This window comes from Bacillus sp. J14TS2 (assembly GCF_018333015.1).
GTDB lineage: Bacteria > Bacillota > Bacilli > Bacillales > Bacillaceae_C > Lederbergia.
Map to the genome: position 1 here is coordinate 38967 of NZ_BORE01000009.1, position 13677 is coordinate 52643.

The 13677-nt window shown below is 37.0% G+C and carries 11 protein-coding genes; 4 read left to right on the top strand and 7 right to left on the bottom strand.

Features of this window, described 5'->3' with window-relative positions; genetic code table 11:
• Positions 1–248 precede the first annotated feature (248 nt).
• Positions 249–1265, top strand: coding sequence for a LacI family DNA-binding transcriptional regulator (locus KI375_RS14670; protein WP_212974227.1), 1017 nt, complete (start codon positions 249–251; stop codon positions 1263–1265).
• A gap of 286 nt (positions 1266–1551) precedes the next feature.
• Here the strand turns inward: KI375_RS14670 and cudC are convergent, their stop codons facing one another.
• The 7 genes from cudC to KI375_RS14705 form a co-directional block, all read right to left on the bottom strand.
• Complete coding sequence (gene cudC, locus KI375_RS14675) at positions 1552–2130, bottom strand: choline uptake/conversion transcriptional regulator CudC (protein WP_212974228.1); 579 nt, start codon at positions 2128–2130, stop codon at positions 1552–1554.
• A 287-nt stretch (positions 2131–2417) separates the two neighbouring features.
• A complete protein-coding gene (locus tag KI375_RS14680; RefSeq protein ID WP_212974229.1) occupies positions 2418–3869 on the bottom strand; it encodes a CehA/McbA family metallohydrolase in 1452 nt (483 codons plus the stop codon).
• A gap of 267 nt (positions 3870–4136) precedes the next feature.
• Complete coding sequence (locus tag KI375_RS14685; RefSeq protein ID WP_212974230.1) at positions 4137–5462, bottom strand: ABC transporter substrate-binding protein; 1326 nt, start codon at positions 5460–5462, stop codon at positions 4137–4139.
• Positions 5463–5526: 64 nt separating this feature from the next.
• Positions 5527–6366 (bottom strand): carbohydrate ABC transporter permease, encoded by an 840-nt coding sequence (locus tag KI375_RS14690; protein ID WP_244852665.1) that lies wholly within the window; start codon positions 6364–6366, stop codon positions 5527–5529.
• A gap of 16 nt (positions 6367–6382) precedes the next feature.
• Positions 6383–7255, bottom strand: coding sequence for a carbohydrate ABC transporter permease (locus tag KI375_RS14695; RefSeq protein WP_207450260.1), 873 nt, complete (start codon positions 7253–7255; stop codon positions 6383–6385).
• Positions 7252–8337, bottom strand: coding sequence for an ABC transporter ATP-binding protein (locus tag KI375_RS14700; RefSeq protein WP_212974231.1), 1086 nt, complete (start codon positions 8335–8337; stop codon positions 7252–7254). The genes KI375_RS14695 and KI375_RS14700 overlap by 4 nt, the downstream gene beginning before the upstream one ends.
• 21 nt (positions 8338–8358) lie before the next feature.
• Complete coding sequence (locus KI375_RS14705; RefSeq protein ID WP_212974232.1) at positions 8359–9117, bottom strand: HAD family hydrolase; 759 nt, start codon at positions 9115–9117, stop codon at positions 8359–8361.
• Positions 9118–9793: 676 nt separating this feature from the next.
• Here KI375_RS14705 and KI375_RS14710 point away from each other — a divergent pair.
• The 3 genes from KI375_RS14710 to betB all read left to right on the top strand — a co-directional run bounded on the left by KI375_RS14710 (position 9794) and on the right by betB (position 13221).
• Entirely contained in the window at positions 9794–9973 is a 180-nt protein-coding gene (locus tag KI375_RS14710; protein ID WP_212974233.1) for a hypothetical protein, read from the top strand.
• A 71-nt stretch (positions 9974–10044) separates the two neighbouring features.
• Positions 10045–11706, top strand: coding sequence for a choline dehydrogenase (gene betA / locus KI375_RS14715; protein WP_212974234.1), 1662 nt, complete (start codon positions 10045–10047; stop codon positions 11704–11706).
• Positions 11707–11748: 42 nt separating this feature from the next.
• Positions 11749–13221 (top strand): betaine-aldehyde dehydrogenase, encoded by a 1473-nt coding sequence (betB, locus tag KI375_RS14720; protein WP_212974235.1) that lies wholly within the window; start codon positions 11749–11751, stop codon positions 13219–13221.
• Positions 13222–13677 lie beyond the last annotated feature (456 nt).

Here is a 13677-nt window from a genome sequence, read left to right on the forward strand (position 1 = left end):
CATTTGATTTATTTGTTGTCAATTTACTTTCGAAACTTTCAAATAACTATTTGTGTGCAGATAACCATAGTTTTATTGCACTGCTTATTAAACAGTAATATAATCCTTTGGTTTTTTCTTGCCATATTTATGAAACCAATAATGAAATATTGCAGAATTACGCGTATAATAGTTATGGTATATAAAATGATGAGTAAGGAAATACGCTAGTACATTTGTACATATAATATAAAAGGGGGATCGATCATTTGGTCACGATTTATGATATAGCGAAAAAGGCCAATGTCTCAGCGATGACCGTTTCTCGAGTGATTAATAATTCTGGGAGCATTAGCCAAAAAACAAGAGAAAAAGTAGAAGCTGTTATCAAAGAACTAGGCTATATTCCAAATAGCTCAGCAAGAAGTTTAACCTCGAAAAAAACAAAAATACTCTCCTTAATGGTGACAGATATTACCAATCCATTCTTTACCAATATCGCCAGAGGGGCAGAAGATAAAGCGATGCAAATGGGCTACCAGCTTATGTTATGTAATAGTGATGAAAATGTTGAAAAGGAATCCAGGTACATTGATATGTTGATCTCAACAGGGACTGACGGGGTTTTAGCAGCTCCTGCAAATGATTCTTCGAAGAAAAACTTACAGAAATTGGCTAAGTATAAAATTCCTTATGTTTTGCTTGACCGATATATCGATGATGTAGCCTCTGACCAAATTTTAAGTGATAATGAGATGACGACTCGGAGATTATTGGAGCATTTAATTAAACAAGGGCATCGAAAAATAGCGATCATCAACGGACCCTTAGATATTGCAACTGCAAGAGAACGGCATGATGCATATCTTGATACATTGAGCCTGCATGAATTACCAATAAATGAAAAATGGATTCACCAGAGTCATTTTTTGCAGGATAGCGATATTTCGGAGACTATCAAAAAATTACTTGAATTACCTGAAGCGGAACGTCCGACAGCCATTTTTGCGACTAGTAATTTCATTGGGATGAATGCGGTTAAATTTTTAAAAGTACATGGGATCAAAATACCACAAGACATCGCTGTAGTTTGTTATGATAGCATTCCTAATTATTTAGGAAATGAACCTTTTTTAACCTCTGCGGAGCAACCTTCTTATAATTTCGGTTATTTAGGTGCACAATTACTGATTGAACGAATTGAAAATACCGCACCAGAAATACCAAGAAAAATCGTGCTTCCATCTGAAATTCATCTTAGGGAATCATCGGCTTTTAAGAGATAAGCAAAGGACCGTCTTTGTGCGATGACTTGGACTATTGAACGCGAACTATGAACTATGGTGGACGAAGTTCAAGTCATTGAATCTTAACCTCTAGCCATTTTGGATTGAGCATAAGCTATCACTAGGGGCCGCTAGATGATGGTGTTGAGCAATTTCCGATAACAAATAGAAAGCCGATAATCTTCTAGGTAGAAAAGATCTCGGCCCTTTCTTTTATTCCATATTTTAAATTCTAACAAAAGAACATGTAGTAAAAGAGTATACAAGATTTATCAAGTTACTTTATTTATTTCTCTTGCTGCTCATCCTTACTTTGCTTTTCCTCTTTCGGCAGGAATTCAAATATTTCCCCTGACCGAATCGTATCTGATAATCTGCCTAACCATTTATAATATATCTTTGACTCCTCAAATAACTCGATATATTCTTTGGCTACATCCTTAATCTCATCTGACACATCGTCTGATGCTATAATATCATTTAGGATCTTTTCGCCATCTATAATCACATTCAGATTTGTTCTGACTTCACGATCCCACATTTTCTTATAGAATGTCACAAATGATTCAAAAAAGTCCTTTTCAGCAACGTATAAATGTTTCCTTGATCCTCGTTGATAAATTCGTTTTACCATCCCATTTTCCTGGAGCTTACGGACACCTGTACTCATGCTAGGCTTACTCATATTCAACTCTTCTCGCATTTCATCTAAATTCATTTCGTTGTTAAAATACATTGTTGCATATAGTGTGCCAGCTGAAGGTGCGACACCATATAAATCCATCGTTTCTGAAATGGCTCCAATAACCTTGTTTTTTATATCTGCTATTTTTTTCCTTGCCTGATCATCTTGACTATTCAACACCTTTTCACCTCTATGCCTTATTTATTCTACCTTGGGTGAATTCTTTAAATAATATGTAATGTCATTGATAGTCCGAAATGTAGATTATCTAACCATTTACAAGATTCCTTATTATCATTCGTAAATATTCTAGCCTAATAATGACATATACTCATTTACCTATAATTTCAAAAAAGTAAACATTATCTTATTTACTAAAACTCACTTCATAGCCTGATTTGTGACAATATAGCATTTAATAATTTCATTATAACCATTCAAATAATAGAATAGAAGCCCTTAGGCTTCTATTCTATGTAATCACTCATTATATCAAGTATTTGTCCCCATTTTTTTATTGTTGGTTGCTTTTCACCGAAGTAAATTGGGTTGGAAAAGCCGTATAACCGGCCATCCTCATGTCTGACATCTACCCTAATCCAATGGTAAGCATCTGGATCTGTAAAATTAATGGGAAAATCAGACTGGTTTGTCATGTCTTTCTTCACTTTTTCTCCATCAACAATCCATTCAAAGTAAATGGCTTCTTCTGTATCTACCTGTGCATGAATTAAGCCAGTTAGATCTTTACTAGTAGATCCTGCGATTAAATCGCCTAGTCGAAATTGGACAAATTCACCTCTAGATACAGTGACATTCCCTTTTCTTAATCCTGTTACGACATTGGCAGCTGATAGTTGCTCACAATAAACATATGTCCCAGGATCCCCAATTAAGGATGGTTCTGTACTGCCTTCATAGGCATCGTCGGGTTTTAAGTGGGAATCAGAACCACCGATACCAGTGATTTTATATCCATCATTCAACAGATAATTCCACGCGATCAACGCCCATTCTGTTGCTTGTGGGTTATATTTGTATGTTGGATCATTCCAGATTTCCATTGTGTCGACCTTATCAAGTGGTGTTTCTCGTAAAAGCCATTTCCATTCCGTTAGAAAAGGATGGTTAATGGAGACAATACTATTGCCATAGTCATCCGATAAGATATTATTCATGCCTTCTTCTGTCATCATGTCTGTCATACTATTTCTTAAAAATGGGGACGTATTGGTATTTAGAATATTGAAATGACCAAGCATGGAGGTGACTTCAACACCGGGTATCACTAGGATACCTTTTCCATCTACCCATGATGTTGGGACAAGGTTATGATCTGTTGCCACAAAGAAATCCAAGTTTTGATTTTTGGCACTAAGCATATTCTCTTCCCTTGTCATTTCTCCATCAGTATAAATGGTATGGGTATGAAAATCCCCTTTATACCATTTACTATCCTGATTAAATACTTTATTTTCATCAAACCCACTTAATTGAAATGCTGTTTGTTCACTCGTTTGCCAGTTTGCGGCATCAGCCTGTGTATATTCCACTAAAGTGTCATTAAAAGTAATCTTACATCCACACCACTTACTATTAGCTTCAATCTCTTCATTACTAATAATTACAATATCGATCATCCATTCACCTTCATGGATCTCTCCTGATATGGTATATGGGCTTGTTTTTCCTTTTTCCTGATGAATCACAAGCGGTTGGGGCGCATTTATCTTCATAAATTGCGCCCGTAATTCATTTTGATCATCATAAACCATGTAATTTAACCATAATGGTCTATCTGTTGTTACTTCAATTGAAATAGATTGAACATTTTTAGGTACTTGAAATGATTGTTGTTGTGCAAGTTGATTGCTTGATGATGATTGATTCACTTCGAATTTCAACGTTTCTTTTACCATCTATTTCACCCCTGTTTAAAGGATGTTCAAAAAGTCCGGTAAAAATGACACTGCGGGATAAATGATCTTCGACTAAGCACCGACACGTCCTCTGTCGAACGTCGAAGTCACCGCAACACGCGCAAGTTCATTGTCTTGTTCTCCGCTGCCTCGAACTTTCGACGTACAGGATGTACTAGTGTCGGTGTTGCTGTCAGGACGGCAGCGCTTTTAACCGACTTGGTCTTTTTTATCTTCCTTTTTGAACACGCATTTTATGAAAAAATATTATTTATTATTTACTTTGTCTAACTCTTTTTGTGCCTTCTCTTTTGCCTGTTTTAAAGCCTCGTCAGCGGGTACATTCTGTAATTCAACCATATCTGTTGCAATACTTAGCGCATCCACAATTTTTCCACCTGTTGGGTCAACCCAATCTAAACTTGCTGTTTGTGCTTGTTCATATGGTATTCCCGCATATGGGTGTTCTTCAATAAATTCCGCATATTCCGTTACATCCATCACAGATTCGCGTACTGGAATATAGCCAATATTTTGCGCCCAATCTGCATTTACTTCTGGACTTGTGAAATAGCTGATCCATTTGTATGCCGCCTCTTTTTCCGCATCACTTATTGCTTCAGGAACCGCCATATATAAAGCATTGACAATTGGCTTACCTGGATTACCGTTTAGACCGGGTTGTGGTAATGATTCAATAATATCGAAATCTAGATTACCTTTATCACCAGATGAACCAGTATAGCCTGCCGCCGATCCATTCATCACTTGGTCAATCGTTTTATACCAATATTCCCAACCCTGACCGCCAGAGTTTACCTTCATTGTTTTTTCTTCATGGACTTGTTTACGGATGAATTCCCATGCTTCAACCCATTCGGGACTATCAATCAGGACTTCTGTTTCATCATCATTAAAAATCGTACCACCATTACTTAAAGCTAGATCTATTAAGTTCCCCAATTTCCACATTGGAAGATGACCATAGTCAACAAGGCCCTGATCTTGTAATTCTTTCGATGCCTTTGCTAAGTTCTCCCATGATGAATAAGCTTCCTCGGGATCAATGCCTGCTTCTTCATAAATATCTTTACGATAATACATCACTTGTGTTGTTCCATACCCTGGAATACCATATATTTCATCATCAATAATTCCCGGTTCCATTAGTTTTTCTAAGAAATCACTTTGGTCAAAATCAGGATCTTCATCAGTAAATTCGTTTAATGGAGCCAATACTCCTTTAGCACCTAAATTATTTACGGATATAAGTTCCCCGACAAATACTCCTGGTGCAGTACCTGAGGCGATTGCGGCTTGAACCTTTTGAAATGTTTCATCATAATCTGCCTGTGGTACTGGTGTAACAACAACTTCATCCTGGGAATCATTAAATTCCTGGATGATTTCTTTCATTTTGCTATCTGCTTCACTTCCAAGACCATACCAGAATTCAATTTTTGTTACTTCGCCTTGAGAATTATTTGAATTGTCACCAGATCCACTTGCATTGTTATTTGCCCCTCCCGAACATGCCGCAAGTACAAGTGCCAACATGGCAATGAACACCGTTAATATATTGCTCTTTTTCATTTTTTCTCCACCTGTCTATAATATTTTTATTTTCATTGGCTTTATTTAATACCTAGGTAACACGCTATCCTTTAAGACCTGTATCACCAATTCCCTTGATGAACCATTTGTATAAAATAACAAACAAGATTAACAATGGAATAACAGATAACACATTTGCCCCCATGATCAATGGCCATTGTTCAGCAAAGGCACCCTGGGACATAAAGAATTTATTCAGCCCGACAGTAATTAAATATTTTTCCTGACTTTTCACAATTAAGGATGGCCATAAATAGTTATTGTACATTTCAACAAAACTAATCAAAGCCACTGTGAATAGTGTGGATTTACTCATCGGAATCATAACTCTGCGTAATACTCCAAAATCACCTGCACCCTCTGCCCGGGCCGCTTCAATCATCTCCTTTGGCACTTGCATAAATGCTTGCCTTAACAAAAAGATGACAAAGACGTTTGCAATATTAGAGACGATAATCCCTGAAAGTGTATCTAATAACCCCATTTTTGCTACTATGACATAACTAGGTACATAGGTTACGGCAGGCGGTAACATATAAGTAATCAAAATCAAATTAAATAATAATGTTCTTCCTTTAAAATGCATCTGTGTTAATGCATAAGCAATCATACTTGATAATACTAACTGAAACACAACAATCACTAATGCTGTAATCGTACTATTAAAAATATAAAGCCCAAAAGGCGCAAGTTCCAATGCCGCCGCAAAGTTTCCCCATTGTGCAACTTCAGGTAACCACTTTAATGGTATCGCGAATATCTCATCTGGTGATTTTATGGCACTTAAAAACATCCATATTAAAGGGAATACCATAAGAATTCCAAGTATGGCTAATGCTATATAGTTAAAAAAGTTTTTTGTCTTTAATCCAGAACTGAACACTTAATGATCTCCCTCCTTAATAATGGGTCCAACGTTTAGATACATAGAACATCGATAATGCAAGTATGCCTGTTAATACAACAATAATATTGGCAATTGCAGTTGCTTGTCCCATATCAAATTGTTCAAATGCCATCTGGTAATATAAATACAACAGGGTTCTTGTTGCTCCTGCTGGCCCCCCTTGTGTCATCACCTGTATCTGGTCATAGGCTTTGATCGACTCAATGGTTGACATGATGACTAGGAACAATGTTGTTGGTGATACGAGTGGAATCACAATGGTTCTTAATTTCTGAAACCAAGACGAACCTACAATATCACTTACCTCATATAATTCCTTCGGGATCTTTGTTAATGAATCTGAATAGAATAACATCGCCCATCCTGCATTTTTCCAAATAGTCACAATAATAACCGCCCACATTGCTGTATCGGAGCTCATTAGCCACTCCGGCTGTGGTAGATTGAACCAACCTAGTATTTGATTTAAGAGGCCAATTTCCGGCTCATAAATCCATGTCCAAACAATCGACATCGCTACCATCGGTGTAATCCAAGGAGAGAATAAAAGGGATCTAAAGAAGGTGATTCCTTTTAATGTTTCCCTTAATAGCAGTGCCAATAATAGTCCAATAACAACTGTTGGAATTACCGTCCAAAATCCAAAAAAGATTGTATTATATAATGCCTGATAAAAATCCTCACTTGTAAATGCACTTGTATAATTATCAATACCAACATAATCAAAGGAAGGGCTAATATAATCCCAATTGGTTAAGCTTAGCCAAATAGAAACAATCATTGGAATAAACCAGAATACAAGTAATGGCAATAGTGGGATTCCTAGAAAGAAAAATAACTTTCCCGCAGTTTTTAAACGACTCATTCGCTCACTCCCTTGCTATAATAGAGAGAATGTTCTGTTTTCGGATCAAATAAATGTATTTTTCGAGCGGGAATTTCCAAGTGTACCACATCATTTTCGTTTATATCAGTCTCCGGATCTAAACGAAAAATGACATCAGCACTATTAATTTGACCATGAACATTTAGATCCGCCCCCATCAGTTCAATATATTCTACTTTCATTTCTATTCCCTTATCAGATTTACTTAAATAAATATCCTCAGGGCGAATGCCGACAGATACATTTCCAGTATGGTCTAGATCCCTCGATATCTGTCCTAATGATGTGCCATCCAAAAGGGTCAGTTCATTTCCTTCAATCTGACCATCTAAGAAGTTCATCGGAGGAGCACCAATAAAACTAGCAACAAACTTTGTATGTGGATGATTATATACCTCTTTAGGAGTACCAATTTGTTCAATATTTCCTTTGTTTAAAATAACAATCCTTGATGCCATTGTCATTGCCTCTGTCTGATCATGTGTAACGTAAATCGTGGTTGTTCCTAATTTCCGGTGTAAATTGATAATTTCCTTTCTCATATGTATTCGTAGTTTTGCATCTAGATTTGATAATGGTTCATCCATCAAAAAGATATTGACATCTCGAACGATTGCGCGGCCCAATGCCACCCGTTGTCTTTGTCCACCTGAGAGAGCTTTTGGTTTGCGTTTTAAATACGGGGTTAATCCTAAAATTTCAGCAGTTTGGTGCACCTTTTCCTTGATAACTTTACGGTCTTCCTTACGAATCTTTAAACCAAAAGCAATATTATCAAATACGGTTAAATGAGGAAATAGGGCGTAGTTTTGAAAAACCATGGCAATATCCCTGTCCTTAGGTGGCAGCTTGTTCACTAATTTCTTATCAATCCATAACTCGCCACCGGAAATACTTTCTAAACCAGCCAACATTCGTAATGTTGTGGATTTACCACAACCAGAAGGTCCAACAAAGACAATAAATTCCTTTTCCTCTATTTCTAGATTAAAATTATGGATGACTTTGCCACCTTTATCATCAAATTGCTTAGTAATATTAAGCATTTCTATTTTCGACACAGTAAAGTTCTCCTTTTCCTATTAATTTTTATTGATGATGATATCTTGATAGCTTCTAATGATATGATCAGCATTGATGAGATGGTCTGCTCCAATGCTTGGTTCAGTAACAATACCAACACTCGCTACCGCATTTACCTTTTTTCCCAGTATCATATCCCCATCTGAATCACCAACAACAATCGTTTGATCTAGCCTTATTCCTAATTGATGGCAGGCCAATTCAGCCATATCTGGAAATGGCTTGCCACGTTCTACCTGATCATGCCCTATCACACTACCAAAATAAGAATCTAGCTGTAATGCATTTAAATGTTGTACTGCTTGATCATGGTTATCCGAGGTTATAACCCCAAGTTTGATATCGCATTCTTTCGCCTGATTGAGGAAATGACGTAAACCGGTAATCGATTGAATTTCTTTATCCCAGCGATGGTTTTTATCCACTTTGCCATAAGTATTGATGACTATTTCAACAGCTTCATTCCATGGCATCCCTTTTTGATAAAGATGAAAAGAAAGAATCGCGATTAAATCATCTAATGAACCGATACATAACGGTCCTTTGGGATCCCATTTTTCACTATTCACATCAAATCCGATCGAATGTGCCAATGCCTCTTTATCCTTAGCAGATAACTGTGCGGCCGAAACAATATTATCTATCAATTTATCAGCCCAAGTGACCCATAGGGAGCGAAAATTAATTAATGTACCATCTTTATCAAACAGAATGCCATCAATATGGTATGTTTGATTATCAATATTAATTTTTGCCATATTCTTTTCTCTTACCCCTCTTCGGTAATTTTATTTAATTCATTAAATTTTTATTTAACAAACTTTATGTAGTTACCATAACGAATATAAAAAATGATGTCAAACCGGTCATTTTTCTTAAAAGCGGGAATTTCGCCTTATTTTTAAATTTTCCATTAGTTATAGGTATTAAAGAAGAGTTATAGCGTCTTATAATGCTTAAACAGCTAAATATATTTAAGTAATCATGTTATATCCCCAATTTTGACGATATATTACTGTTTTTGGAGAATAAACTTTTTTTGAATTATAAATCCGATGTTTATAAATCATGAATCTCTGTTTATATATAATGATTAGCTGGATTATGATTCCCTATTTGCCATGACCTCCTCACTTTAGCATCCTATTTCAGTCGAATTAATTCCCTCATCATTAGCATACATTCCTTATATATATTAACTGTGAATTAATTGTAAATTAAACGTAAAAGTATTTAGCTATCACTTTAGAGTTGCTGGCATTTTTTGACATCGTTTTCTTGTTATGGTAAGTTATGTGTGTTTTAAATATTAAATTTTTATTTAACAAACTTAATAAAGTAATAGAATGGTATCGTTAAGCTTCTATTAGTGATACTAGAGATTCCTAGAATTGAAAATCTCATTGCAGCAAATAAAATAAAGGAGTGTTTTTTATGAGGAAAAGCATTGTAACAGTTGGAGTTGTGACACTTATATCTTTTTTAATATTTTCACCTCGTTCCAGAAAAGCAATCTCTAATTCTATGGATGGGGATATGATTGACAAGGCATATGAATTGAGAAATATTTTGTCTGATTTTAGAAGAAATAACAGGGATACAGAATACAAGTAAACACAGAGGCAAATTTCATTATACAGGTTTCATAAATAGCATTTGTGACACTGATATGGAGGTTCAATACTATGGAAAAATATTATGATTATATTGTTGTGGGCGGTGGCAGTGCGGGTTCAATACTAGGAAATCGCCTTAGTGAAGATGGAACAAAAAAGGTGCTCATCTTGGAGGCAGGAAGAAGTGATTACCCATGGGATTTATTTATTCAAATGCCTGCCGCTTTAATGTACCCGTCTGGGAATCCATTATATGATTGGGGATATAAATCTGACCCCGAGCCGTATATGAACGGCAGACGTATTGCACATGCACGCGGGAAGGTACTAGGTGGATCCAGTTCCATCAATGGAATGATTTATCAACGCGGAAATCCAATGGATTATGAGCGTTGGGGTGCAGATACTGGGATGGAAACTTGGGATTATGCACACTGTTTACCTTATTTTAAACGTTTGGAAAATGCGATTGATTCACCAGATGATGAATTCAGAGGGCATGATGGCCCCATAAAATTAACAAGGGGTCCTGCTGTAAACCCATTATTTAATGCCTTTTTTAAGGCTGGAGAGGAAGCGGGATATTCTCGTACGCCAGATGTTAATAGTTATAAACAAGAAGGATTCGGGCCATTTGATCGCCATATTTATAATGGAAAACGACTATCAGCAGCACATGCTTATTTAGATCCAATCAAAAAACGCGAGAATCTAGATATTGAAACATTGGCATTTGCGACGAAAATCAATTTTGAAGGTACAAAAGCAACAGGGGTAACCTATAGGAGAGGAAAACATTTCAAACAAGTATATGGCGCTGAAATTGTCCTTGCAGGTGGAGCGATCAATACTCCTCAATTACTGCAATTGTCAGGTGTGGGGGATGCGGAACATTTAAATGCGCTTGGTATTAATACGGTTGTTGACCTGCCTGGTGTCGGTGAAAACCTGCAAGACCACCTTGAAGTATATATTCAACATTCTTGTCCATTAGCTGTGTCAGAACAACCAAGCCTTGATAAATTAAAAATGCCTTGGATTGGCTTGCAATGGGTATTGTGGAGAAAAGGACCGGCAGCAAGCAGCCATTTTGAAGGTGGTGGATTTGTCCGTTCCAATGAAGATGTGGATTATCCAAACCTAATGTATCATTTCCTTCCACTTGCTGTTCGATATGATGGTAAGAAAGCAGATACTGAACATGGATTCCAAGTACATGTCGGTCCAATGTATTCAGATGCGCGTGGATCTCTAAAAATTAAATCAACAGACCCCACTGAACATCCAAGTATGGTTTTTAATTATCTTTCTACTGAGCAAGATAGACGAGAATGGGTAGAGGCAGTAAAAGTAACGAGAAATATTATTTCACAGCAAGCTTTGAAACCCTATAACTCTGGTGAAATTTCTCCGGGGCCTGCTGTGCAAACAGACGAGGAAATTTTAGAATGGGTAAGAAATGATGCAGAAACTGCTTTACATCCATGTGGAACAGCGAAAATAGGAGATGCTTCAGATCCAATGGCTGTTGTTGATCCTAATACGATGAAAGTACATGGCCTTGAGAATGTAAGTGTTGTTGATGCCTCTGCAATGCCGTATGTGACTAATGGAAATATCCATGCACCTGTGCTTATGTTAGCGGAAAAAGCGGCAGATTTGATTCGTGGTAAAAAACCATTAGAACCACTATATTTAGAGTATTATAAACATGAGCGTTTAGCTAAATAGTCTGATTTCATTATTCGATAAATGGATAGAGGAGGAGCCTTTTTGCAAATAAAAAAACAATATATCAATGGTCAATGGGTAGATGCTATTGCTAAAGGTACAAGAGATATTATCAATCCTTTTAATCAAGAAGTTATTGCACGGGTACCCGAAAGTACGAAAGAAGACACTGAAGCCGCTATTCTGGCGGCAAGAAAAGCCTTTGATGATGGCGTGTGGTCGACAACTCCTGCTATCGAACGTGGTGCTAAAGTTCGTAAAATTGCTGACCTTGTTGAACGTGATAAAGAAGAGTTAGCAAAATTGGAATCACTTGATACCGGAAAAACAGTAGAAGAAAGCCGTTGGGATATGGATGACATTGCTGGTGTCTTCCGTTATTATGCTGATTTATCTGATAAAGATGGTGGGGAAATCATTGATTCCCCTATCCCAAATTCTATCAGTAAGATTGTTCGTGAGCCTGTTGGTGTCTGTGGACAAATTACCCCTTGGAATTATCCTTTACTACAAGCATCATGGAAATTAGCTCCGGCACTTGCAACTGGGAATACGCTAATCATGAAGCCAAGTGAAATTACACCGTTAACAACGATTAAAGTGTTTGAATTAATGGAAGAAGCCGGTATCCCTGCTGGTGTTGTCAATCTTGTATTAGGTACGGGTGCTGAGGTTGGTGCTGTCTTAGCTGATCATAAAGATGTTGATTTAATTTCCTTTACTGGTGGTCTACAAACCGGAAAAAAAATTATGCGGTCGGCGAGTAATAATATGAAAAATATTGCCCTTGAATTAGGTGGAAAGAATCCAAATATTATTTTTGCGGATGCTGATTTTGATACTGCGATAGACCAAGCCATGAATGCCGTATTCTTCCATGCGGGACAAATCTGTTCAGCTGGTACGAGGGTTATTGTAGAGGAAAGTATTCATGATAAATTTATACAAACATTAGTGGCAAAGGTGAAAAACATTCGTCTTGGAAATGGATTTGATGAAAAAACGCAAATGGGCCCGCTAATTTCTAAAGAACATTTACAAAAGGTCATAGCCTATGTGGAGAACGGTGTTAAGGAAGGCGCAGTCATTGCTGCAGGTGGTAAGCAACCCGATGATCCTGCATTACAAGATGGATTCTTCTATTTGCCTACCATTTTAACCAATTGTTCTACTGAAATGAGTGTTGTCCAAAATGAAGGATTTGGCCCAGTCATTACGATCGAAAAATTCTCTACCGAAGAGGAAGCCATCAGCTTAGCCAATGACTCTATTTATGGATTATCTGGCGGAGTTTGGACAAATGATTTAGCAAGAGCAGAACGCCTTAGCAGAAAAATGCGTATGGGCACTGTTTGGATTAATGAATTTAATATATACTTCCCCCAAGCACCTTGGGGTGGATTTAAGCAATCAGGTATTGGCTATGAATTAGGTAAACTTGGGTTAGATGCATACACGGAAACAAAACACATTTTCCAAAACCTTGATCCACAACCGCTCCATTGGTTCCAATAAAATTAAATAGACTGATTAAGATCGCATTCGTGCAGATTAGAATAAGATGAAGGGGTTGGCTCCCTTTTTAATCTTTTGCACGTTTTGCCTAACTACATGCCTTTCGTTCAATGTGAGTGGCTTTGAATATGAGTCTTCTTTTGTATCGTAGTTTCAATTTATTCATTCCTGACTGAGTGAGAAGCCTCACTCCATCCTATTGCGTGGGCATGTTCTGATATCACTGACTGCTTAAAAGACATTTCTGCTCCTATGATTGGATCCATTCAAATGGTCTAGTCTACCATTTATCAGGTGAACTAGAGCACTATCGCTCTATTATTTTCATTCATCACATAATTATTGTTTTCAAGAGATAGAACAGCGTTGCTCCATCATAGTGCAACGCTGTTCTGACTGCTGTATGTTACTCTTGAATAGAATTTATTCCCGCAAGGATTTTATGGCTTCCTGAAT